Raw genomic sequence first — 23,115 nt, forward strand, 5'->3', positions numbered from 1 at the left:
CTTCAGAAGACCTGACGCAGGATCACGAAGAGCAGGAAGGCGATCGCGATCGAAGCCGGAAGCGTCAGCACCCATGCCATCAGCATGTTGCGCACGGTGGACCATTGCAGGCCCGAACCGTTTGCCGCCATCGTGCCCGCCACGCCGGACGACAGTACGTGCGTGGTCGAGACCGGCAGGCCGAGATGGTCGGCGGAGGCGATCGTCACCATGGCGACGACTTCCGCAGCAGCACCCTGACCATAGGTCAGATGCGTCTTGCCAATCTTCTCGCCGACGGTGACGACGATACGCTTCCAGCCGACCATGGTACCGAGACCGAGGGCCAACGCCACGGCGACCTTCACCCACAGCGGAATGAACTTTGTCGCGTTGTCGACCGAGGCATGATAAGCGGTGACGGCCTTCAGATCACCGGCATCCATCGGCAGCAGCTTCTGCTTGTCGATGAGCTTCAGCGCCTCACCGATCAGGTAGATGTCGTTGCGGATGTTGCCGACGAGATTGGTCGGAACGGCTTCCAGTGTCGGGAAAGCAGCAACTTCAGCGCTCGTCTGATGGATATATTGCTGCAGTGCCGGCGTGGTCGCATCCGTCCAAGCCTTGTTTTTGACGGCATTACCGACCTCAGCCTTGTAGTCGGTGACGGTAATACCCGGCTTCACATATTTGCCGAGCGCCGTTTCCACCTGTGCGGACGCCATTTTATAGGCTTCAAGGTAATTGACGTCGGGTGTGCGGTTCAGCGCGAAAGCGGTAGGCACAAGACCGATCAGAATGAGCATGATCAGACCCATGCCCTTCTGGCCGTCATTCGAACCATGGGCGAAGCTGACGCCCGTGCAGGTAAAGATCAGGATGGCGCGGATCCACAGCGGCGGCGCCTGGTTGCCCTTTGGCTCCTGGTAGAGCTCGGGCTTGCGCACGAGGAATTTCAGGACCACGAGCAGGATCGCAGAAAGGCCGAAGCCGATGATCGGCGAGATCAAGAGCGACAGACCGACGCTGGCCGCCTGCGACCAGTCTACGCCGCTGGTGGCCGTGCCGGCCGGCGCCAGGAACTGGTTGGCAAGGCCCACGCCGATGATCGAGCCAACCAGGGTGTGAGAGCTCGATGACGGCAGACCGAGATACCAAGTGCCGAGGTTCCAGATGATCGCCGCGATCAACAGAGCAAAGACCATGGCAAGGCCCGAACCGGAACCGACCTGCAGGATCAGTTCGACCGGCAGCAAGGCCAGGATGCCAAAGGCGACGGCACCGCTGGACGTCAAAACGCCGAGGAAGTTGAAGAAGCCCGACCAGATGACGGCAAATTCTGCAGGCATGGACCGGGTGTAGATGACGGTTGCCACGGCATTGGCCGTATCGTGGAAACCGTTGACGAACTCGAAGCCGAGCGCAATCAGCAGCGCGAGGCCGAGAAGTATCCAGGGAACGGCAACTGCGGCAGTCAGATCACGGGCGAGAGCATAGGCAACATATCCAAGACCGCAGACCAACATGAGCCCGAACACCGGCAGAAACCATTTGCCGACGGAGTTCGAATGGTGCAGCGGATGGGAAACGTCGCTATGGCTTGGGGCAATATCGGCCATGGCATAGTTCCTTGTTCCATTTGCAAATTTGCCATTTGTTAATAAATCCCTAGCGTGAAACTCTCGTGACGCAGCCATTCGCCTTTCATCCCTTGCCTCACGACGTCATGGACCGAAATCGGCAACTAAAAATTGCTCATCGTACGGCGGAGACTTCCCACACAGCCCGATGACGCTAAGTTCGTTCATCGTCACGCTTGCCGGGAGCATCAAACAACATGCCATCGACCGATCTTCTCCTGACCTTCAACGCAGGCTCTTCAACGGTGAAGATCGGCATCTTTGCCATTGAGGATGGAAAAGTGCGGCGCATCGGCAAGGGCGTGATCGATTTCCGCGCCGAACCTCTCGCTTTCAAGCTGATGGAAGGTCCGCAAGCTTTCGATACACCGCTGAAAGCCAAGCTTACTGATGACCTGCACGCGATCATCGACGAGACGTTTGAGCTCCTTTCCGAGCATTTCGATATCAGCACCATGCGCGCTGCCGGTCACCGCGTCGTTCACGGCGGCGACCGCTTTACCGAAGCAACAGCTCTCGATGACGCCGCAATCGAGGCGATCGATGCACTCACGCCGCTGGCACCGCTTCACCAGCCGCAGGCCCTTCGTTTCATCCGGGCGTTGAAGCATCTGAAGCCTCATCTTGTCCAGACGGCCTCCTTCGATACCGCCTTTCATGCCACGCAGACCGATCTGGTGCGCCGCTTCGCCATCCCGCGCGCGCTCCACGACGCGGGTATCAAGCGCTACGGTTTTCACGGCCTCTCTTACAAATTCATCGCCGGCGAAGTTGGCAGCAGGCTCCCGAACAAACCGAAGATCGTTGCCGCTCATCTCGGCAGCGGCGCCAGCCTCTGCGCTCTGGAAAAAGGTGTCAGCCGTGATTGCAGCATGGGTTTTTCGACGCTCGACGGCATACCCATGGCCACTCGGCCTGGTTGGCTTGACCCCGGCGTCATCCTGCATCTGCTGCAGGAAAAGAAGCAATCCGCTGAACAGGTGGAAGACATGCTCTACCATCGCTCCGGTCTGCTCGGCGTTTCCGGTATCAACGCCGATACCCGCGATCTACTCGATGATAACAGCCCGGAAGCCCGCGAGGCGCTCGACCTCTTCACACTGCGCATTGCGGGCGAGATCGGCCGCATGTCGGTGACGCTCGGCGGGCTCGATGCCATCATCTTTACGGCCGGCATCGGCGAGCACCAGCCGCAAATCCGCGCGTCCGTTCTCCAGCATCTGGGCTGGCTCGGCCTTGCGGTCGACGAAAAGGCGAATGCCGCCAACGGCTTCGCGATTACGACGCCCGCAAGCCGCGTAACGGCGCATGTCATTGCTACCGACGAGGAGCAGATGATCGCGCAGGAGGCACTTTCTAAGCTTCGCTCCTGATGATCCAGATCAAGTCCCTGCCGGCGCAATCGACTAGAATTGACGTTGAACAAGTTTAAACGGGAGAAATCCATGGAAAAGCATGTCTCGACTCCAGCAGTTCTTTCCGACGCCGAACTCACGCTCATCGACCGCTACTGGCGGGCGGCCAACTATCTCTCGGTCGGCCAGATCTACCTCCTTTCCAATCCTCTACTGCGTCAGCCGCTGAAGCCTGAACATATCAAGCCTCGCCTGCTCGGTCACTGGGGCACGACGCCCGGCCTCAACTTCATCTATGCGCATCTGAACCGCATCATCCGCGCCCGCGATCTCGACATCATCTATATGTGCGGCCCCGGTCATGGCGGCCCGGGCATGGTCGCCAATACCTATCTCGAAGGCACCTATAGCGAGATCTATCCCGATGTCGCCGAGACCGAGGACGGCATGCGAAAGCTTTTCCGCCAGTTCTCCTTCCCCGGCGGGATTCCGAGCCACGCAGCACCGGAAACACCCGGCTCCATCCACGAGGGCGGAGAACTTGGCTATGCGCTCGTCCATGCCTATGGCGCAGCCTTTGACAATCCGGATCTGATCGTCGCCTGCGTCATCGGGGATGGCGAAGCGGAAACCGGCCCGCTGGCGGCAAGCTGGCATTCCAACAAGTTCCTGAACCCTGCCCGTGACGGCGCCGTTCTGCCGATCCTGCATTTGAACGGCTACAAGATCGCCAATCCGACCATCCTCGGCCGTGCCGGTGACGAGGATCTGATGCATCTTTTCGTAGGATATGGCTATGAGCCTTTCTTCGTCGAAGGCAACGAACCGGCAAAAATGCATCAGCAGATGGCCGCGGCTTTTGAGGAGGTTTTCGACCGTATCCGCACCATTCAGAAGGAAGCCCGCGACGGCAAGGTGCCGCAGGCATGCCCGCGCTGGCCGATGATCGTGCTGCGCAGCCCCAAGGGCTGGACCGGGCCAAAGGAAGTAGATGGCAAGAAAGTCGAAGGTTTCTGGCGCGCCCATCAGGTACCGGTCTCCAATTGCCGCGATGACGACGGGCATCGGAAAATCCTCGAAGACTGGATGCGCGGCTACGATCCCGAAGACCTCTTCGATGCCTCCGGCAGGCTGAAGCCGGAACTGCGGGCACTTGCCCCTGCGGGCGAGCGTCGCATGGGGGCCAATCCGCATGCCAATGGCGGTATTTTACGCAAGGAGTTGATCACGCCCGATATCCGCGCCTATGAGGTGAAGGTGGAAAAGCGGGGTGCGGCCATGGTGCAATCCACCGAGATCCTCGGCCACTATCTGCGCGACACGCTCAAACTGAACGAAACCAATGCGAATTTCCGTATTTTCGGCCCCGACGAAACGGAATCAAACCGGCTCGGCAGCGTCTTCGAAATCACCGATCGGGTCTGGATGGAGGAGATCGAGCCTTATGATGTCAGCCTGTCACGCGATGGCCGCGTCGTGGAAGTTTTGAGCGAGCATCTTTGCCAGGGATGGCTGGAGGGCTACCTGCTGACGGGCCGGCATGGCCTCTTCTCTTGCTACGAGGCCTTCATCCACATTATCGACTCAATGTTCAACCAGCACGCCAAATGGCTGAAGGTCACTCGAGAACTGGAGTGGAGGAAGCCGATTTCCTCGCTGAACTATCTGCTGACCTCGCATGTCTGGCGGCAGGATCATAACGGTTTCTCGCATCAGGATCCCGGTTTTGTCGACCTTGTCGCCAACAAAAAGGCCGATATCGTCCGCATCTACCTGCCGCCCGATGCCAACACGCTGCTCTGGGTCGGCGATCATTGCCTTAGGACTTATGACCGCATCAACGTCATTGTCGCCGGTAAGCAGCCGGAGCCGCAATGGCTGACGATGGATGAGGCGATAAAGCACTGCGAGGCCGGGATCGGCATCTGGGACTGGGCAAGTCATGAGCGCGATACCGTCGCGCCCGATGTTGTCATGGCCTGCGCCGGCGACGTGCCGACCATGGAGACGCTCGCCGCTGTCGACCTGCTGCATCAGCATATTCCGGAACTGAAGATCCGCACTGTAAACGTCGTTGACCTGCTCGCTCTGCAATCGAAAGATCAGCATCCGCACGGCCTCACGGATGAGAACTTCGACGCGATCTTCACGTCAGACAAGCCGGTCGTCTTCGCCTATCACGGCTATCCCTACCTCATCCATCGGCTGACCTATAAGCGCACCAATCACCGCAATATCCATGTGCGCGGTTTTATCGAAGAGGGAACGACCACCACGCCTTTCGACATGACCGTGCTGAACGAACTCGACCGCTTCCACCTCGCAATCGAGGCGATCGAGCGCGTTCCGGGCCTGAAGGAAAAAGTGCCTGAAGTGCTGGAGAGCCTGAGAGCTAAACTTGTCGAGCACCACGCCTACGTCCGCGAATATGGCGAGGACATGCCTGACGTGCGCAATTGGAAATGGCCTGCCTTCTGAACGATAGGCAGAATATGAAACGGACCGCACGGAAACCGCGCGGCCCTTCCCCAGCCGTGATGAGAGCAATTCCCGAATGTGCAGCAGCTGCATCGGGAATTGCGTTAAAGGAATGCTCTAATTATCGGCCGTTCTGTGTACCGCTCGGCGTCGTTACACCCGTCGGTCCGCCACCACTGCCATCAGGTGTCGGATCGCGATCGGTTGCTTCCGGCGGCTTGATTGAGCCGGTTGCCGGATTGTTATCGAACGTGCCCTGGCCCGAAGGCTGCGCGTTAATTGCGTCAGGCTTCGTCGATGCGGTCGAAGCTGGATCGGTTGTCGTGCTGGGCCAGATCGCGAAGCTCACGGCGGCAATCAGGATAACTAGAATGCCGGCTGCAAGCACACCCCAGAGCGAGACGCTGCGCCGCCTATCGGCTAGCTCCTCTTCATAGGACGGCTGTCCGACTGGCATGCCGGTAGCCTCGTCCACGATGCGGTTTTTGTCGTCTCCATATTGGGTCATCGTTTGATCCTCCAATCTGCACAAAAGAAACTAGGTCGGCGGAAACTTGTTCCATCGGCCGGTTTTTGCGTGGTTTCGGCCCCTGGATATGGCGTGGGATATTCTTGATCCTGTTGCATTTCCCTCGCATCACCCATGACATCAAATCGGGAGTGAACCATGGCATTCGACGGCCGCCTGCTTTCCGGCGTCAGCACCCTTGCCGCGGTTGTCGAAAGCGGCAGCTTCGTCAAGGCGGCTGACGCGCTCGGCCTTTCGGCATCCGGCGTCAGCCGCGCCATTTCACGGCTGGAGGCGCGCGTCGGCGTGCGTCTGCTTGACCGCACCACCCGCTCGGTAAGGCTGACGGATGAGGGTGCCCGCTTTCATGCGCAGGTTGTTCCGCATCTTGACGGCATTGCGGAAGCTGCAACGCTTGCGTCAGGCGCATCGCTAACCGTGCGCGGCCGTCTGCGCGTCGATGTCGATCCGATCTTTTCGCGCATGGTGCTCGCTCCGCATCTGAAAGAGTTCGTCGCGCGCTATCCAGAGCTCGAACTCGAGCTGATAACCCGCGAGCTGATGAGCGATCTCGTCGCCGATGGAATCGATATTGCCATCCGCTTCGGTCAGCAGCCGAGCTCGTCGCGCATTGCTCGCAAGCTGATGGAAACCCGCGTCCTGACGGTGGCAACGCCTGCCTATCTCGCAGAGCATGGCACGCCGAAGCTACCCACTGATATCGCCAGCCACTCCTGCATCCAGTTCCGCGACCCCCTCACTGGCCGCACTTTCGAATGGGAACTGCACCGAGGCAGGAAGATCGTGCAGCTCGATGCCAGAGGACCACTTCTGATGAGCGACCCCGGCACCATGCTCGATGCCTGCCTTGCGGGCGCCGGCGTCGCCCAGGTACTTGCCCTCAGCGTCAGGGAGCTGCTTTCCGAAGGCCGTCTGGTCGAACTCTACCCGGACTGGCCGGATGAAACGTTCCCGCTCTATGCGGTTCATCCTTCGCGGCATCATGTGCCTGCCAAGGTTAATGCCTTTATCGAATTCTGTCTCGAACTCATCCGCGACTAAAGCAATACCGGCAGCAGGGTTTTGAAGAAAAACGAAGCACTCAACCGGTCTTCGAAAGTTGGTGACAACCTTCCACGACATGTTCCGGACCTCCCCGAACGTGGGCTATGAAACTCCGCAACCGGAAAAACGCCGAGGAAAGCCATGAAGGGTTTCGCTGCCAACCTCACCGCCTCTCGCCTGGAGGAGATGCTTGCTTTCTATATGGTTGCGGACCCAAATAGCAGCCGCGACGAAACCGACTGTCGCAAGCGGGAAAATGGCACGACAGGCGTAAAGGCGGCAGATCATACCGCCGAGCGCGCCGTTCCCTTGCTCCGGTGACGGAAAACGAAGCCGCTTACTTTACGACCAGAACCGGGATACCCGCCTCCGAAAGAACCTCTGATGTCTGGCTGCCGAGCATGAGCCGCGAGATTCCGCGGCGACCATGCGAGGAGATCACGATCAGGCCACAGCCCTGCTCCGCCGCCGTTTCCAGAATGGCCGAGGCGGGTGAGAGATGCACTTTACTGACGAAGTCGGCAACGACACCGGCACTCTTCGCCTTTTCCCCGATGATCTTTTCCAGATCCTCAATCTCTTTGCGACGGCCCTCGTTATAGCTGTCCATCGCTTCTGCCTGCACGACCCCCTGAAGCGCAAAACCGGTCAGCGGTACGATGACGCTCACGACTGTGACGGGAAGGTGGAGCGCTTTTGCAAGCGCAAGACCATGATCGACACCCCGAGCGGCAAGTTCCGAACCGTCGGTGGGCAGCAATATGCGATTGTACATGGGAGATCCGTTCTGCTGGTTGAATTCAGGTGAAGAGGAATTCAGCCGCGATCGTAATCCCGCGCCTTGACGCAGGTCAACGTCGAGTATTGCTCAGCAGAGAGCAAGGACATCACATCAATTCCAGAGGAAATCCTCGCTCGTGATCCGCGTGGCAAGCTTCAGCGTGCCATCTGGTTGAACGACGTAACGCTCGAACTCCCTTTTACCGAAGTCGCCGAGGAAAGTATGTTTGATGACAGTGCCAGGCTTATAAGGCGAATGGATAACCTTGCCACCGTAGGTCAAGCTGCCCGGTATCGGTTGGTCCTCCGTCGTCGTGCTGCAGCCGGCAGCAAGCAGTATCATCGCGACAACAGCGTATTTCATCTTGAATCCCCGTGTAACGAAGCATCTTATGGTAAATTATATCGCCCGCGCGACAAGCGCGCATTGATTGTTTTGCTTTGGGGACAAATGGTAGCGGAGGAGGGATTTGAACCCCCGACACAAGGATTATGATTCCTCTGCTCTGACCTACTGAGCTACTCCGCCACTGGTCAAACGATACCGTTCGCGAAGCGCTGCCGGTTCGTGGGATGTGCGGCTTATAAGGTGCGCTTCCGCTTTGTGTCAAGCACATGATGGAGAAAAACGGTGGGCTTTTTACTGCACCGTTTTTCGTCGTTTCAGGCCATCGCGTAGTTGGAAAGCAGAGCCTTCAGGGAGGCTTCCGCAGCCGGCTCGCGCTCGGAACGCTCGATGAAGCCGCCGCCGAAGACGCGAGCATCATCGCCGGGCGCGGAATAAAGCGCGCAGGCCTGACCAGGCGCGACGCCGGCTTCGCCGACCGTGAGATCGACATAGATGCCACTCGCATCGAGATGCAGCACCGCGGGCGCCGGTGCGCGGGTGGAGCGCACCTTGGCGTAGCACGCAAAGCCCTCGCCCGAAGCTGCGACCTGAAGCGCTTCGTCGCCCAGCCAATTGACGTCGCGCAGGTAGACGCGATGCGTTTCCAGCGCCTCCTTGGGCCCGACGACGACGCGGCGCGAGCGCGCGTCGAGATAAACGACATAGAGTGGTTCGCCGGTGGCAACGCCGATGCCGCGGCGCTGGCCAATCGTATAATGCAGAATACCCTCGTGTTGGCCGAGGATACGACCGTCGAGGTGCACGATCTCACCTGCCAGGACCGCATTCGGCTTCAGCTTGGTGATGATGTCGGAATACTTGCCCTGCGGCACAAAACAGATGTCCTGGCTGTCGGCCTTCTTGGCGACGACGAGACCCATTTCTTCGGCCAGCCGACGGGTTTCCGACTTCGGCAATCCACCGAGCGGAAAGCGCAGATAGTCGATCTGCTCCTGCGTCGTCGCAAACAGAAAATAGCTCTGGTCACGGTCGGCATCGGCCGGGCGATAGAGCGCGCGACGGCCGGGATTGCAGGAAGACGGGTTCGGGCGCGAACGGATATAATGACCAGTCGCCAGCGCATCGGCACCGAGCTCCCTGGCGGTCGCCAGAAGATCAGCGAACTTGACGGTCTGGTTGCAGGCAACGCAGGGGATCGGCGTTTCACCGGCCACATAGCTTTCCGCGAACGGATTGATGACGGTCTCGCGGAAGCGCTTCTCGTAATCGAGCACGTAATGTGGAATGCCGAGCGTCTCGCAGACGCGGCGCGCATCGTCGATATCCTGGCCCGCGCAGCAGGAGCCGGCGCGGTGAACGGCGGCCCCGTGGTCGTAGAGCTGCAGCGTGATACCCAGCACATCATAGCCCTGGCGTTTGAGAAGCCCGGCCACGACGGAGCTATCGACGCCGCCCGACATGGCGACGACGACACGGGTGTCTTCCGGCTTCTTGTCAAAATCCAGTGTGTTCACGATTGCTGCCAAATTCTATGCTGTTGCGATCCGCCTTCCTGCCTTCGGAATATGGCGGATTTCCTGTATTTCCGGCGGGGTCGTCCGCCAGTCTGCATGGGCGACGGATATAGAAACTATTGCGCCCCTGCGCAAGGCCCGGCTTTTCGGTGCTTTCCCGCGGCGTCATTCGCGGGTCACGCATTGCAGCTATTCGCAATCGACCTTTGATCGGTCGTATTTCATCACGTAGATGAAATGACCCACCTTTTTGAAGAATCGGAAAAATGACAGCCGCCTCCACCACGCTTCGTGGCATCCTCGTCGCATTTGCGGCCTATGCCGTCTTTGCCTTCAGTGATGCATCCATCAAAGCCCTGCACGGAACGGTTCCCTCCTTCCAAGTCGCCTTCACGGGTGCGGTTCTCAGCCTCGCCGCGCTCCCCTTCATTAAGGGGCGAGGCGATTCATGGCTTGATATTTTCAGGACGACGAACAGGCCACTCTGGATGGCGCGGTTTGCGGCTGGCGCAACTGGTGCAATCGCCTCGATCATCACGTTTACCAAGCTGCCGATGGCGGAAGCCTTCTGCCTGCTCTTTCTGCTCCCCTCCTTCGTCACCATTCTCTCGGTCGTCTTTTTGAAGGAAGATGTACGCTGGCAGCGCTGGGCCGCCGTCATCGTCGGCTTCCTCGGCGTGCTGGTGGTTCTGCGACCCGGCTTTCGCGAATTGTCCGTCGGCCATCTGGCGGCGACCATCGGGGCGATCTCGGCCGCCATCGCCATCGTCATCCTTCGCAAACTCGGCCCCGCTGAAAAACGCCTCTCACTCTATGGCGCATCACTGCTCGGCACGCTTGTTGTCAGCAGCCTGCTTATGCTGTCGCAGGTGGTCGTTCCGACACCCCAGCAATGGCTATTCCTTGCGAGCTACGGTCTGCTCGGTGCGGCCGGCAACGTCATGCTGATGACGGCAGCACGCCTCGCCCCGGCAACGCTGGTTGCTACGCCGCAATACAGCCAGATGATCTGGGCAATCGCTTTCGGCTATCTCTTCTTCAATGATAGCGTCGATCTGCCGATGGCTCTTGGCATCGTGCTCATCATCTGCTCAGGCCTGCTGACGCTGATCCGCGAACGCAAGCGCCACGTCCCCCTGCCCGCGGCCGTTACCTCCGGCGACGCACAATCGCCAATCGCCACGACGCCAGCGGAAGGCGACCTGGAAGGTCAGACGCGATAGGCCTATCCCGCCAGCTCGCGCTTTATCTGCGCCGACGGTTCGCTCTTTCACATTCGCGGTGTTCCCCGACCGCGAAAACGGGCGCGAAGGGGGCAATACCTCAGGAGAAGGACACCAAAAAGGCGCAGCTGAACTGCGCCTTCAAATGGAGAGGTGGATGTTGCTGGCTCAGGTGCCAATCAGTTTGTTGCAGGCAAGTGCGATCCCTGGATTGGCGATGATGGCAGTCACGATCGCTAGACCAATCATCGAAAGCGTGTAGCGTTTCATGTGCATCCTCCTTTTCCAGCCCGTGGAGAGTATGCAACGCTGACTGGCGTTATCAAAATAACGAATGATTGAAGCCAATGTGTAAATCGGCCCTTCAGTTCTCCAGGCTGGGATCGACGAAGAGCGAACCATTATAGGCGCCGCGACTCGTGCGGATGGCGACGACGATCCAGATTGCGGCAAGGGCTGCGACCAGAATTTCCCCGAAACCTGTCAAAGCCGGGAGCGGGAAGATGCTGGAAAGCCGCAGCGTCGCGACGGCATAGACGCCGATCGGGAAAGTGTAACCCCACCAGCCGAGATTGAAGGGCAGCCCCTGCCGCAGATGATTGATCGTGATGCCAACCGCCAGACCAAGCCACCAAAGGCCATAGCCCCACAACAGGACGGCACCAAACACAGCCGCCCCCGAAATTGCCGGAACCAATGCACCGAGACCACCAGCCGTAAGAGCTTGCCCACCATTGATGGCAAACAGGGCGAGACCGAGCGCTCCTGTGCCGATCGGGCCGAGGGCGAGGAAACTCGTTGCCGCCATGCCGGCCGGCGGCAACTTGTGCAGAGCCATGCGCAGAAAGAGAATAACGAGAATGCCGAGCGCCAGCGGCACCGAACACGACCAGAGAACGAAGCTCGCAAAAAGCACCGGGAGCTGCTCGCCGGTGGCAAGATGCGGTACCAGCAGCCCGCCGCTTGCGGCCGCAACCTCAGAGGCCACGATCGGCAGCAGCCAGATGGCGCTCATATGCTCGATTGCATGTTGCTGCCGCGTGAACATGACCAGCGGAATGGCAAGACCTGCAAGGACTGCCAGCGCGGCATCCACCCACCAGAGCTCCGCAGCAATAGCGACAGCAGCGGCACCGAAAAGGGATGGCCCGAAGATCAGAAAACCGTTGATGATGGTAGCAAGCCCCATCGGAATGCAGCCGAAGAACATCGATACGACGGGATGATCGAATGCCCTAAGTGCCGCACCAGGGTGCAGCAGCCACTTTCCGGCATATGTGCAGGTCAACACGATAAAGAGACCCATATTTGCGAGCCACAGCACCTCTCCCGCCGCGCGGACCATCGGCAGATCCGGAAACTGACCAAGACAGACGGCGAGGATACCGGTTCCCATCGTCGTCGCAAACCAGTTCGGCGTGAAATGCCGCAGGACCCGCGCCTGCGGCCGGGCAATCGGAACTGAGGGAGATAGAGGTAGGACGGTCATGGTGGATTCCTTTCGTTGACCGCTTTCTTATTCCCACCAAATAATCGCTTCCAACGATTTATCTTGGTAAATTCATTCGATAAAATCGAATAACTATCGGAGGTCATATGACACTAGAGCAACTCAGAATATTCGTGGAGGTGGCTGCGCGGCAGCACGTCACGAGGGCCGCCAACCATCTCAACATGACCCAATCGGCCGTCAGCGCCGCAATTACGGCGCTGGAGACGCGCCACGGCGTGACCCTCTTTGACCGCGTCGGCCGCTCGATCGTGCTGAACCGGACCGGCCAGTTGTTCCTGAAGGAGGCGCAGGCTGTGCTCGCCAGTGCGAAGGCGGCGGAAGCGGCCCTCATGGATCTCTCCGGCCTCATGCATGGAGAACTCACGATCATGGCCAGTCAGACGATCGGCGGCTATTGGCTGTCACCACGACTTGCCGCGTTCCGGCGAGATTATCCGGGAATCGAACTGGCAGTCCGCATCGGCAACACAGCTGAAGTGTCCGACGCCGTTGCCAACGGCGAGGTGGAAGTAGGCCTTATCGAGTGGCCGAGCCACAGGCGCGGCGTTTCGGCAAGGCAGGTCGCGCTGGACGAGATGATCGTCGTCGTCGCCCCCGATCACCCATGGGCAGACGGCAAAATGCGTGGCCCGGCCGATTTTCCGCAGACGCAATGGGTCCTGCGCGAGCGGGGGTCCGGCACCCGCCTCGCCTTCGAAAGCCTTCTGCAAAAGGCCGGCCTCGATATCGATGCGCTCGATGTGGCGATGGTGTTGCCGGAAAACGAACCGCTCGTCGGCATTGTCGAAGCTGGCGTGGGCGCGACGCTGATGTCACGGAGCGTCGTTGCCATGAAGCTGCACAGCGGTCTTCTTACCGAAGTGAACATGCCGCCGCTGCCTCGTCCCTTCTTCCTGTTGCGCCATGAGGAGCGCTATCGCAGCAGAGCGGCTGATGCTTTCGATGCCGTGATATCAGGCTGATGTCCAAGCGGCGCCTACGCCGATAGAGGCTACGCGATGCTACGGGCTTGATCATACAAGTGATGCTAGCATTCGACTGATAGCTGGGGGATGGCCTTGGCGTTCATTTGCTTGACGACGAAGATGCCGATTGCGCCGGCATGCAAGCAATCTGGCAATCCCATCCTCTCATTAAAGGCGAGCGGAGTCCAAAGCACGACGATAGGATTGCCCATGAAAGTAGCCGTTTTCAGCGCTCATGCCTACGACAAGACTTTCTTGGACGAAGCAAATCGGCTTGAACCGGCGCCCTTTGAGCTGATTTACCAGGAAGCCAGTCTCTCTTTGCAGACAGTAGCCTTTGCGCAGGGCTGTGATGCCATTTGCGTCTTCGTCAACGACGTTGTGAATGCACCCGTCCTCGAGGCTTTGCACCGGCTCGGTGTGAAGGGCGTCTTTCTCCGCTGCGCGGGCTTCAACAATGTCGATATCATCACTGCCCAAAAGCTTGGTCTTCTCGTCGCGCGCGTGCCCGCCTACGCTCCAGAAGCCGTGGCGGAACACACGATAGCGCTGATCATGACGCTGAACCGACATACGCATCGCGCCTATAATCGTGTTCGGGAAGGCAATTTCATGCTCAACGGGCTGTTGGGCATGACCCTTCACAAAAAGACGGTCGGTATCATCGGAACAGGCAAGATCGGTCTCGCTGTAGCAAAAATCATGAACGGTTTTGGCTGCCGTGTTCTGGGGTTCGATCCGACGCCGTCCCCGGAATTTAAAGCTATAGGCGAAGTGGTGGACTTGGAAAGCCTGCTGGCTCAGTCCGATATCGTCACGCTCCATTGCCCGCTCTTCGAACACAACCGACACATGATCAACAGAGAGAAACTGGGTTTGATGAAACCTGGCGCAATGCTGATCAATACGTCCCGTGGAGCACTCATCGATACGCGCGCCGTCATTCTGGCACTGAAATCCCGTCGCTTAGGCGCCCTTGGTATCGATGTGTACGAAGAGGAGAGCGCGCTTTTCTTTCACGATCGGTCGTCCGATATCATCGATGATGATGTCTTTCAGCGGCTGATGACTTTTCCCAACGTGCTGGTGAAGGGCCATCAGGGGTTCTTTACCACCGAGGCCTTGCGCGAAATTGCAGACGTCACGTTTCAAAACCTGAACTGCCTAGTCAATGGAACAAACTGTCCAAATGCCGTTCTGAAAGCATAAAGCCCCCTTCTGACACGACATCAGAGATCGAACGAACCGGGAAAAGCGATGTGGCAGCAGACATACGATCCGCTGGGAAACCTTCATCTTTCGGCATTGGTTGCCGCCCTGCCTATCCTGTTCTTTCTGGTCGCCCTGACTTTCCTGAAGCTCAAGGGATTGACCGCCGCCGTCGCGACGCTCGCGATATCAATCATCGTGTCTTCCGTCATATTTCATATGCCGCTGGAAAAGATACTTGCAGCAGCCCTCTTCGGCATCCTCGGCGGATTGTGGCCAATCGGCTACATCGTACTTATGGCGGTCTGGCTTTATCGGCTTGCGGTCAAAAGCGGCAAGTTCGAAGTTATCCGGGGAAGCATCGCAACGATTTCGGATGATCAACGCATTCAGGTCATTTTGATCGCCTTCTGCTTCGGTGCGTTCCTGGAAGGGGCGGCCGGATTCGGTGTACCGATCGCCATCTGCGCGGCGCTGCTCGTCGAACTCGGCTTCAAACCGATCAAGGCAGCCATGCTCTGCCTGCTGGCAAATGCCGCCAATGGCGCATACGGCGCAATCGGTATTCCGATCCTCGTCGGTGCACGGCAAGGCGGTGTCAGTCTGGCAGACATGTCCGCCATGATGATCGCCATCGTCCAACTGTCCACACTGTTCGTGCCGTTATTGCTCATTCTTGTTCTGGATGGCTATCGAGGCGTGAGAGAAACCTGGCCCGTACTGCTCCTGATCGGCGTTCTGTTCAGCGGTCTCCAAACACTCACGTTATATTTTGTCGGACCGGAGCTAACCGATATCGTGGCACCACTAGGCTCCATGGGCACGTTGGCATTGTTCATGCTGTTCTGGCAGCCAAAACGATTTACCGGGAAGATGGCGCTCCGCCGATATCATCGCAGCGGTGGTCGCTGATGGAGGTCATCAAGGCTTGGTCGCCTTTTAACATTTTGACCGGCACCATTCTATTATGGAGCTTGCCGCAATTTAAAAGCCTGTTCGCGGAGGATGGTCTTCTCGCGGCCACGGTGCTGAAACTGCAAATCCCATTCCTGCACCTTCAGGTCCAGGAAATGCCTCCGATTTCGGACGCGGTTCACGGGCTGCCTGCCGTTTGGAACGTCGCTCTGATCAGCGCATCCGGAACCGCAATTTTGATTGCTGTGGTTCTTACCATCTTGTTTTCGTCGAGAGTTTCGCCTTCGGAGGCCCTCAGCCAGCTCAGATCGGTCATTCTTGACCTTTGGAGCCCGCTTGCCATGATTTCTATTATCATGGCCGTTGCATATATTGCCAATTTCTCCGAAGCATCGTCCAGCATTGGTCTGGGACTGGCTCAAACTGGCAGGATCTTTCCGCTAATCGCGCCTGTGATCGGCTGGTCTGGCGTGTTCATTACCGGATCCGTCGTCAACAGCAATACGCTTTTTGCCCATCTGCAATTGGTTACAGCATCTCAGATCGGGACTAGCGAGGCGCTCTTGGTAGCGGCCAACACGAGCGGTGGAGTGATGGCAAAACTGATCTCTCCGCAATCGATCGCCATCGCTGCGGCTGCGGTAGGCCAGGTTGGTCGAGAATCCGACATCATGCGGACAACGCTTCTCTATAGCTTTGGGCTTCTCGTCTACGTCTGCCTGTGGACATTCATCTTGTCATTCCTGGTTTGGTGACAAGGAAGCCTTCAATATAAATCAGGAGCTTACCGACGCGGGACGCCATAGGATAATCTCAGGCTGACGCTGTCTTCAATTGCCGACCGTAAATCAACGCTTCAGCCTCATGCTGCGGCATGGGTTTGCCGAGAAGATAGCCCTGCACCTCGCCAAAGCCTTCGGCTCTGAGTTTCTGCAACTGCTCCTCGGTCTCAATGCCCTCGGCCAGCGTAACGGCGTTGAAACCGGAGCCGATGCCGGCGACAGCCCGCACGATGGCCAGATTGCCGGGCTCTGTCTCGATACCGGACACGAAGCTGCGATCGAGCTTGATCTTGTCGAAGGTGAAGGCGCGCAGATAGCTGAGCGAAGAATAGCCTGTACCGAAATCGTCGATGGCAATACGCACACCGAGTTCCTTCAGCGCACGAAGCAACGGTAAGCTCTGCGCCACGTCTGCCAGGAAGACGGATTCGGTGATCTCGACTTCCAGCCGCTCCGGACGCAGCCCCGTCTCATCGAGTGCGGCGACAACGCTGGAAAGCAGGCTCGCGTGGCGAAACTGGATGACAGAAAGATTGACTGCGATCTTAAGATGGTCCGGCCAGGATGCGGCAGCGCGGCAGGCTTCCCGCAAGACCCAGTCGCCGATCGGAACGATGAGCCCCGTCTCCTCGGCGAGTGGAATGAATTCCATCGGCGGGACAAGTCCACGCACCGGATGCCGCCAGCGGATCAGTGCCTCGAAACCGCCGATGCCATCATCCTCGAGCTGCACGATCGGTTGGTAGTGCAGCTCGAACTGCCCTTGTTCCAGCGCATCACGCAATTCCCCGGTCAAAAGATGCCGGCGTTCGGCCTCGAGCCGCATCTCGGCCTCATAGAAACGATAGGTCGAGCGGCCACTTTCCTTGGCGGCGTAGAGTGCCAGGTCAGCGTGGCGCATCAGCACATCGGCTTCGCCGGCATCAACGGGAGCGAGGGCAATGCCGATGCTGCAGGTAACATGCTCCCGTGTGCCATCAAGATCGAAAGCCTTGGCAAGCGACGTGAGCAGTAGATTCGCAAAACGCTCCGCCCGATCTGCGTCGACAAGCTGCAGTACGACCGCGAATTCATCCCCACCGAGACGTGCGACAAGGTCGCCCTCATCGGCAAGCGCCAGCAGGCGCTCTGCAACCTGGCACAGAAGCGCATCGCCAGCAGCATGGCCCTTGCTGTCATTGATCGTCTTGAAGTGGTCCACGTCGATATAAAGCAGCGCCACCGGCTTTTCGATGGAGGCGGTGATGGCCTGCTTACGGATATGTTTGGAGAAGGCGGCGCGGTTTGGCAGGCGCGTCAGTGAGTCATGCATGGCAAGATGCGCAAACTTTGCCTCCACCGCACGCTCTTCCGTCACATCATGCGAAATACCGAGCAAATAACGCGGCTCCGCCCCCTCAGGGGCCGGTAGAGCGCGTTTGACCGTGCGAAGGATCCGTTTGCCGCCATCGGCTCGCTCCATCGTCTCCTCGAAGCTGATCGTCACCCCGGCGACAAGAGCCTCATGATCCTGCTTGCGGAAGATAACCGTCTGTTCAGGAGGGAAAAAGTCCCGATCCGTGTGCCCAACCACGTCGCCGGCACGAAAACCCATGATCTCGCCACAGGCTTCGTTCAGAAGAATGTAGCGGCCATCCTCGTCCATATCCTTGACGAAGACGCCGACCGGCAGGTTGTCGACGATGCTGTCCAAGAGCGAACGCGTATCGGTGACCTGGCGCTGTGCAGCGTTCATCTCGGTTTGGTCCTGCACGATCGCGAGGATCGCAGCTCTTCCGTCGAAACGCACTTCCCGGCCGTAGGTCAGAACTTCGATCGTCTCGCCATTGGCCTTCAGATGCGTCCAGCGCTCGGCCTTCTCCATGTCGGTGCGATCATGAACGGCGCTAAGCATCCGCTCCCGCTCCGCGGCGGGGCGGATATCGAGCACGGTCATGCCCTGATAATCTTCTGCGCTGTAACCATAAAGTGCGAGCGCCGCGTCGTTGACGATCAGGAAGCCGAGCGTATCCGGATCGTAGACCCACATTGGAGAGGGATGCGTCGCAAACAGCGAACGGAAATCATCAACGAAAGCTTCGGATTGCCCGGATATCGTCTGAAACAAAGCCATTGAGAAATTCGCGTGAAATTAGGACCATATCGAAAGTGGTATAGGCGAAAAAGCTAAATAAAATCACAATCATAAGACGCTTAAACTTTGTGCGCGCGCCTGTAAAATAAGCAGCGAACTTATTCAAACCAACGATTTCGCTGCCTAGTTGCAAGTTCCACCGAGCTGGGCAAAGACCCGAACGGATACTTGATCATCAGATGGAACCAATTCATTTCCAAAGAGTTATTTGAAGCTGAAAATACAACCCATCTGCAGGAGGCGACGATGGGCGCATCCCCAAGGACAGATCATGATAAAATTCGAGAATGGATCGAAGCACGTGGCGGCCATCCCGCCCGGATGAAAAGCGGCCTAGTCGGCGTTGATTTCAGCAAGCAAGAAAACACCGTCGAGAATATTTCCTGGGATGAGTTCTTCAGGGTACTCGATGCGAGCAAAAAGACTTTTCTGCATCAAGACGCGAAGATCGCACGGAACTAACGATATCCGCTGGACTAAATAAAAACCCGGCACGGAAGCCGCACCGGGTTTTTGCATGTCTTCCCTGGGAGGAAAACTCAGTCGACGTTAAAGGTCAGCAGCTTTGCCTGACGGATCGCCGGATTCGCTGTCAGCTTGTTCAAAACGGCATCGCTAACCGCAGCATCCACATAGAGCAGAGCGATGGCGTCGCCGCCCTGCTTGTCGCGGCCGAGCTGGAAGTTGGCGATGTTGACGCCAGCAGCACCCAGCGTCGTGCCGATGAAGCCGATCATACCGGGAACGTCGGTATTGGTGATGTAGATCATGTGACTGCCGACATCGGCATCGAGATTGATACCCTTGATCTGGATGAAGCGCGGCTTGCCGTCGGAGAAGACCGTGCCGGCAATCGAACGCGTCATGGATTCCGTCGTCACCGTCAGCTTGATGTAACCATCGAAGACGCCCGACTTGTCGCGCTTGACCTCGGAAAGGATAATACCCTTCTCCTTGATCATGATCGGTGCCGAAACCATATTGACATCGGCAACCTGCGAACGGATCAGGCCGGCGAGAACCGCAGAGGTTAGCGCCCGGGTGTTCATGTTGGCCGTCACGCCGTCATAGAGGATTTCGATCTCCTTGATCGGCTCTTCCGTGACCTGACCGACGAAGGCGCCGAGAACATCAGCGAGCTTGATGAACGGCTTCAGGATCGGTGCTTCTTCAGCCGTGATCGACGGCATGTTGATGGCGTTCGAAACCGCACCTTTTACCAGGTAATCAGCCATCTGCTCGGCAACCTGCAGGGCAACGTTTTCCTGCGCTTCCGTGGTCGATGCGCCGAGATGCGGCGTGCAGACGACATTGGGGAGGCCGAAAAGCGGGCTTTCCTTGGCTGGTTCGACTTCGAAGACATCGAAGGCGGCACCGGCGACATGACCGGACTTAATGGCATCGGCAAGGGCCGCTTCATCGACAAGTCCGCCACGGGCGCAATTGATGATGCGAACGCCAGGCTTGGTCTTGGCAAGCGCTTCCTTATTAAGGATCCCGCGCGTCTTGTCCGTCATCGGCACATGCAGCGTGATGAAATCGGCGCGGGCGAGCAGCTCGTCGAGCTCGACCTTGGTTACGCCCATTTCCTCTGCACGCTCTTTGGAAAGGAACGGGTCATAGGCGACGACATGCATTTTCAGGCCGATGGCGCGGGCGCAGACGATGGAGCCGATATTGCCGGCCCCGATGACGCCGAGTGTCTTGCCCGTGATTTCCACACCCATGAACTTCGACTTTTCCCACTTGCCGGCCTGCGTGGAAAGATCGGCCGCCGGAAGCTGGCGGGCAACAGCAAACATCAGCGCAATCGCGTGTTCAGCCGTCGTGATCGAGTTGCCGAAGGGCGTGTTCATGACGATGATACCGCGGCGCGATGCAGCGGGGATATCGACATTGTCGACGCCGATGCCGGCGCGACCGACAACCTTGAGGTTCTTGGCAGCTTCGATGATCTTTTCCGTTACCTTGGTGGCAGAACGGATGGCAAGACCATCGTAGTTGCCGATGACTTCGAACAGCTTGTCCTTGTCTTTGCCGAGTTGCGGCTGGAAATCGACTTCGACGCCGCGATCACGGAAGATCTGGACAGCGGTTTCCGACAGTTCGTCGGATACGAGAACGCGAGGTGCCATACGGGCCTCCTTCAAAAAGTTCAGCGATGAATTTGAATTGGGAATGCTAGGCTCCGCCATCAGACGGAGCCGTATGCGATCACATCAGGCAGCAGCCTGGGAAAGCGCAGCCTTCTGCGTTTCAAAGGCCCAGGTGAGCCAAGGCATCAGCTTCTGCATGTCAGCGGTTTCGATCGTCGCACCTGCCCAGATGCGCAGCCCCGACGGAGCATCGCGGTAAGCGCCGATGTCGTAGGCGACGCCTTCTTTTTCGAGAAGAGCGACGAGGCCCTTAGCGAAGTTCGCCTGGCCATCGGCATCGAGAGCGGCAACGTCCTTGTCGACGATCTTTAGGCAGATCGAGGTGTTGGATTCGATCTCGGGATTGACGGCCAGGTTGGCGATCCAGTCGTTTGCAGCAACAAAATCGGCAATCACCTTGGCATTGGCGTCAGCCCGGCCGATCAAAGATCTGAGGCCGCCGAGCTGCTTGGCCCAGAGAAGCGCGTCGATATAGTCCTCGACGCAAAGCATCGACGGCGTGTTGATCGTTTCGCCCTGGAAGATGCCTTCGATCAGCTTGCCGCCAGAGGTCAGGCGGAAGATCTTCGGCAGCGGCCATGCCGGCTGGTACGAAACCAGACGTTCCACAGCGCGCGGCGACAAGATGAGGACGCCATGTGCACCCTCGCCGCCAAGAACCTTCTGCCAGGAGAAGGTGACGACGTCGAGCTTGGCGAAATCGAGGTTCTGCGCGAAGGCGGCCGAGGTCGCATCGCAGATCGTCAGGCCCTTACGGTCGGCAGGGATGAAATCGGCATTCGGAACGCGAACGCCCGAGGTCGTGCCATTCCAGGTGAAGACCACATCACGGTCGAAATCGACGGTGGAAAGATCAGGGAGTTCACCGTAACCCGCTTCGATCTTGCGAACGTCCTTGAGCTTGAGCTGCTTGACAACATCGGTGACCCAGCCAGCGCCGAAGCTTTCCCAGGCAACCATATCGACGCCACGCTCGCCGAGCAGCGACCAGAGCGCCATTTCGACGGCGCCGGTGTCGGAAGCCGGAACGATACCGATGCGGTAGTCCGCGGGCACTTCCAGAATTTCGCGGGTGAGATCGATCGCCTGCTTGAGCTTGGCCTTGCCGACTTTCGCACGATGCGAGCGGCCCAAAGCCGCGTCGGAAAGCGCCTCAAGCGTCCAACCAGGACGTTTCGCGCAGGGGCCAGAAGAAAAATGAGTGTTTTGCGGACGCACGTCCGGCTTTGCGATATTCGCCATATTGCTACCCTTCCAGATAGATGGCTCCTCGTTGGGGAGGAGTGTCCCGCCGCCGTGTTTATGGGTGAAGCCCGTCACAGTCAAGCAGATGACGTCGTTTTTGGAGGATATTTTGCCGCAGCAGCGATTAGGCCACCTCCTTTAGGGCGAACGACAAAACGAAAAAGCCGCCTTGGGGCGGCTTTCGATGACATTTGAAAACTTGATCTTACTTGTAGACCGGCTGTTGCAGTGGAATCTGCGGCGGTTCGTAGGCGACCGGCTGGGCACATCCGTCGAAGAGATAACGGGCGCCAATGCGGGCTTCATGGACGTTGATGCCACGGTCACGACCGGGGCCGCCATTTTCGTTGTAGCCGAACATGTCGCCGCCGTTGATATGCAGGTAGCGGTAACCGACATCGGCCTTGACGTTGCAGGTCACGTCGATCGAAGCACCTGCCATAAGGGCATAGCTGAAGCGCCAGCCGCTGCGACCGCCGTGAACGACTTCGTCATCGCAGCCACTGCCGTCGTCAGCGCAGGCAACGTTGTGGAGGTCCTTCCACTTGACGTAGGAACCACCGATACCGGCACCGACATAGGGCGTGAAGTAGGCGTAGGTGCCGAGGTCGACGTAAGCGTTGGCGAGCAGTGTATAAGCCGTCATCGACGATACATCTGTCGAAGTACATGAGACGACGCAGGCGCCGAAGGCCGCACCGCCGCCTGTCGTCGAGCCGCGGAAGTCGGCCTTGGTGAGATAATCGAAGGTCAAATCGGTGCGCAGATAGTTATTGATCTGGTAACCGACACCGCCGCCAACCGTCCAGGCATCATCCAGATCAGCATGATCGAAATCGGCTTCCAGGGCATTGCTTCCCTGGAAGAACTTTGCACCACGCAGATCGGTGAAGGCGTAGCCGACATCACCGCGCAGATACCAGCCGGTACTTTCGCTGACCGCAACTTCCGGCGGCTGTTCCGGCACGGGCTCGACCGGAGCAAGATCGGCAGAATAGGCATTCGACGCAATCAAGAGCGCGGCGAAGATACCGGAGAAGGTTCGTTTCATGGATTCACTCCAGTCGGTTGCGTGGCGTGCCGTGGGCCGCCAAAACGGATACGCTTTTTATGGATAATGAATCGGAAAGGTTAAAAGCTGCTTAACCATAAGAAGTAATTTGAATATTCGCCGCAAAACATGTTTCGAAAAAGTAAATGCGGACCAACTGCCTGTTTCAACTTCTGAAATTTGCAAGACGACAAATAAAAAGTGCTGTGGATTTCACCCAGGCGGATGAAGAGAGCAGAAAGACAAGCAAACCG

General features: G+C 58.2%; 18 protein-coding genes, 1 tRNA gene and 1 pseudogene. 9 read left to right on the forward strand and 11 right to left on the reverse strand.

Annotated features, from left to right (window positions below):
• Nucleotides 1-2: 2 nt before the first annotated feature.
• On the reverse strand, nt 3-1,598 hold the full coding sequence (locus EV281_RS24580; protein ID WP_132656890.1) for an inorganic phosphate transporter: 1,596 nt from the start codon (nt 1,596-1,598) through the stop codon (nt 3-5).
• Between the two features lie 218 nt (nt 1,599-1,816).
• Between EV281_RS24580 and EV281_RS24585 the strand changes: the two genes are divergently transcribed.
• On the forward strand, nt 1,817-2,992 hold the full coding sequence (locus EV281_RS24585) for an acetate/propionate family kinase (protein WP_132656891.1): 1,176 nt from the start codon (nt 1,817-1,819) through the stop codon (nt 2,990-2,992).
• Nucleotides 2,993-3,064: 72 nt separating this feature from the next.
• A complete protein-coding gene (locus EV281_RS24590) occupies nt 3,065-5,452 on the forward strand; it encodes a phosphoketolase family protein (RefSeq protein WP_132656892.1) in 2,388 nt (795 codons plus the stop codon).
• Between the two features lie 121 nt (nt 5,453-5,573).
• Here EV281_RS24590 and EV281_RS24595 read toward each other — a convergent pair whose 3' ends face one another.
• Nucleotides 5,574-5,960 carry a hypothetical protein gene (locus EV281_RS24595; RefSeq protein ID WP_132656893.1) on the reverse strand — a complete coding sequence of 129 codons (387 nt, stop codon included), beginning with the start codon at nt 5,958-5,960 and terminating at the stop codon, nt 5,574-5,576.
• A 159-nt stretch (nt 5,961-6,119) separates the two neighbouring features.
• Between EV281_RS24595 and EV281_RS24600 the strand changes: the two genes are divergently transcribed.
• Together EV281_RS24600 and EV281_RS24605 are read left to right on the forward strand one after the other, a co-directional pair.
• Nucleotides 6,120-7,022, forward strand: a complete 903-nt coding sequence (locus tag EV281_RS24600; RefSeq protein WP_132656894.1) for a LysR family transcriptional regulator — start codon at nt 6,120-6,122, stop codon at nt 7,020-7,022.
• A gap of 144 nt (nt 7,023-7,166) precedes the next feature.
• Nucleotides 7,167-7,346 (forward strand): hypothetical protein, encoded by a 180-nt coding sequence (locus tag EV281_RS24605; protein WP_132656895.1) that lies wholly within the window; start codon nt 7,167-7,169, stop codon nt 7,344-7,346.
• A 16-nt stretch (nt 7,347-7,362) separates the two neighbouring features.
• On the opposite strand, the gene EV281_RS24610 is transcribed toward EV281_RS24605, so the two are convergent.
• The 4 genes from EV281_RS24610 to mnmA form a co-directional block, all read right to left on the reverse strand.
• The gene (locus EV281_RS24610) at nt 7,363-7,800 is read right to left on the reverse strand and encodes a universal stress protein (RefSeq protein ID WP_132656896.1); all 438 of its coding nucleotides are present in this window, start codon (nt 7,798-7,800) and stop codon (nt 7,363-7,365) included.
• Between the two features lie 117 nt (nt 7,801-7,917).
• Nucleotides 7,918-8,169: a hypothetical protein gene (locus EV281_RS24615; protein WP_132656897.1), complete on the reverse strand. Its 252-nt coding sequence runs from the start codon at nt 8,167-8,169 to the stop codon at nt 7,918-7,920.
• Nucleotides 8,170-8,257: 88 nt separating this feature from the next.
• Nucleotides 8,258-8,334: transfer RNA gene (locus EV281_RS24620), tRNA-Met, on the reverse strand.
• A 134-nt stretch (nt 8,335-8,468) separates the two neighbouring features.
• On the reverse strand, nt 8,469-9,668 hold the full coding sequence (gene mnmA / locus EV281_RS24625) for a tRNA 2-thiouridine(34) synthase MnmA (RefSeq protein ID WP_132656898.1): 1,200 nt from the start codon (nt 9,666-9,668) through the stop codon (nt 8,469-8,471).
• 266 nt (nt 9,669-9,934) lie between these two features.
• Between mnmA and EV281_RS24630 the strand changes: the two genes are divergently transcribed.
• Nucleotides 9,935-10,891: a DMT family transporter gene (locus EV281_RS24630; protein WP_132656899.1), complete on the forward strand. Its 957-nt coding sequence runs from the start codon at nt 9,935-9,937 to the stop codon at nt 10,889-10,891.
• Nucleotides 10,892-11,255: 364 nt separating this feature from the next.
• On the opposite strand, the gene EV281_RS24635 is transcribed toward EV281_RS24630, so the two are convergent.
• Complete coding sequence (locus EV281_RS24635; protein WP_132656900.1) at nt 11,256-12,380, reverse strand: TDT family transporter; 1,125 nt, start codon at nt 12,378-12,380, stop codon at nt 11,256-11,258.
• Between the two features lie 107 nt (nt 12,381-12,487).
• On the opposite strand from EV281_RS24635, the gene EV281_RS24640 reads away from it, so the two are divergent.
• From EV281_RS24640 to EV281_RS31800, 3 genes and pseudogenes are all read left to right on the forward strand, one after another.
• A complete protein-coding gene (locus tag EV281_RS24640) occupies nt 12,488-13,366 on the forward strand; it encodes a LysR family transcriptional regulator (RefSeq protein ID WP_132656901.1) in 879 nt (292 codons plus the stop codon).
• A gap of 213 nt (nt 13,367-13,579) precedes the next feature.
• Nucleotides 13,580-14,578 carry a 2-hydroxyacid dehydrogenase gene (locus tag EV281_RS24645; protein WP_132656902.1) on the forward strand — a complete coding sequence of 333 codons (999 nt, stop codon included), beginning with the start codon at nt 13,580-13,582 and terminating at the stop codon, nt 14,576-14,578.
• A 48-nt stretch (nt 14,579-14,626) separates the two neighbouring features.
• Nucleotides 14,627-16,248 (forward strand): annotated as a pseudogene (locus tag EV281_RS31800) (lactate permease LctP family transporter).
• Nucleotides 16,249-16,306: 58 nt separating this feature from the next.
• Here the strand turns inward: EV281_RS31800 and EV281_RS24655 are convergent.
• Nucleotides 16,307-18,388: a bifunctional diguanylate cyclase/phosphodiesterase gene (locus tag EV281_RS24655; protein WP_132656903.1), complete on the reverse strand. Its 2,082-nt coding sequence runs from the start codon at nt 18,386-18,388 to the stop codon at nt 16,307-16,309.
• Between the two features lie 267 nt (nt 18,389-18,655).
• Here EV281_RS24655 and EV281_RS24660 point away from each other — a divergent pair, with 267 nt between their 5' ends.
• Nucleotides 18,656-18,871, forward strand: coding sequence for a hypothetical protein (locus EV281_RS24660; RefSeq protein WP_132657239.1), 216 nt, complete (start codon nt 18,656-18,658; stop codon nt 18,869-18,871).
• Between the two features lie 77 nt (nt 18,872-18,948).
• Here EV281_RS24660 and serA read toward each other — a convergent pair whose 3' ends face one another.
• The 3 genes from serA to EV281_RS24680 form a co-directional block, all read right to left on the reverse strand.
• Nucleotides 18,949-20,544 carry a phosphoglycerate dehydrogenase gene (gene serA, locus EV281_RS24665; RefSeq protein ID WP_132656904.1) on the reverse strand — a complete coding sequence of 532 codons (1,596 nt, stop codon included), beginning with the start codon at nt 20,542-20,544 and terminating at the stop codon, nt 18,949-18,951.
• An 84-nt stretch (nt 20,545-20,628) separates the two neighbouring features.
• On the reverse strand, nt 20,629-21,807 hold the full coding sequence (locus tag EV281_RS24670; protein ID WP_132656905.1) for a phosphoserine transaminase: 1,179 nt from the start codon (nt 21,805-21,807) through the stop codon (nt 20,629-20,631).
• Nucleotides 21,808-22,015: 208 nt separating this feature from the next.
• Nucleotides 22,016-22,861: an outer membrane protein gene (locus EV281_RS24680; RefSeq protein WP_132656907.1), complete on the reverse strand. Its 846-nt coding sequence runs from the start codon at nt 22,859-22,861 to the stop codon at nt 22,016-22,018.
• Between the last annotated feature and the right edge of the window lie 254 nt (nt 22,862-23,115).

The sequence above is a fragment of the Rhizobium sp. BK418 genome, assembly GCF_004341105.1.
Lineage (GTDB): Bacteria > Pseudomonadota > Alphaproteobacteria > Rhizobiales > Rhizobiaceae > Rhizobium.

Excerpts from the sequence above, each read along its gene's own strand:
- EV281_RS24605 (WP_132656895.1), top strand. The coding sequence starts at position 7,167 with ATGAAGGGTTTCGCTGCCAACCTCACCGCCTCTCGCCTGGAGGAGATG.
- EV281_RS24640 (WP_132656901.1), top strand. The coding sequence starts at position 12,488 with ATGACACTAGAGCAACTCAGAATATTCGTGGAGGTGGCTGCGCGGCAG.
- EV281_RS24645 (WP_132656902.1), top strand. The coding sequence starts at position 13,580 with ATGAAAGTAGCCGTTTTCAGCGCTCATGCCTACGACAAGACTTTCTTG.
- EV281_RS24635 (WP_132656900.1), bottom strand. The coding sequence starts at position 12,380 with ATGACCGTCCTACCTCTATCTCCCTCAGTTCCGATTGCCCGGCCGCAG.
- EV281_RS24615 (WP_132656897.1), bottom strand. The coding sequence starts at position 8,169 with ATGAAATACGCTGTTGTCGCGATGATACTGCTTGCTGCCGGCTGCAGC.
- EV281_RS24670 (WP_132656905.1), bottom strand. The coding sequence starts at position 21,807 with ATGGCGAATATCGCAAAGCCGGACGTGCGTCCGCAAAACACTCATTTT.
- EV281_RS24660 (WP_132657239.1), top strand. The coding sequence starts at position 18,656 with ATGGGCGCATCCCCAAGGACAGATCATGATAAAATTCGAGAATGGATC.
- EV281_RS24585 (WP_132656891.1), top strand. The coding sequence starts at position 1,817 with ATGCCATCGACCGATCTTCTCCTGACCTTCAACGCAGGCTCTTCAACG.
- serA (WP_132656904.1), bottom strand. The coding sequence starts at position 20,544 with ATGGCACCTCGCGTTCTCGTATCCGACGAACTGTCGGAAACCGCTGTC.
- EV281_RS24580 (WP_132656890.1), bottom strand. The coding sequence starts at position 1,598 with ATGGCCGATATTGCCCCAAGCCATAGCGACGTTTCCCATCCGCTGCAC.
- EV281_RS24595 (WP_132656893.1), bottom strand. The coding sequence starts at position 5,960 with ATGACCCAATATGGAGACGACAAAAACCGCATCGTGGACGAGGCTACC.
- EV281_RS24630 (WP_132656899.1), top strand. The coding sequence starts at position 9,935 with ATGACAGCCGCCTCCACCACGCTTCGTGGCATCCTCGTCGCATTTGCG.
- EV281_RS24680 (WP_132656907.1), bottom strand. The coding sequence starts at position 22,861 with ATGAAACGAACCTTCTCCGGTATCTTCGCCGCGCTCTTGATTGCGTCG.
- EV281_RS24590 (WP_132656892.1), top strand. The coding sequence starts at position 3,065 with ATGGAAAAGCATGTCTCGACTCCAGCAGTTCTTTCCGACGCCGAACTC.
- EV281_RS24600 (WP_132656894.1), top strand. The coding sequence starts at position 6,120 with ATGGCATTCGACGGCCGCCTGCTTTCCGGCGTCAGCACCCTTGCCGCG.
- EV281_RS24610 (WP_132656896.1), bottom strand. The coding sequence starts at position 7,800 with ATGTACAATCGCATATTGCTGCCCACCGACGGTTCGGAACTTGCCGCT.
- EV281_RS24655 (WP_132656903.1), bottom strand. The coding sequence starts at position 18,388 with ATGGCTTTGTTTCAGACGATATCCGGGCAATCCGAAGCTTTCGTTGAT.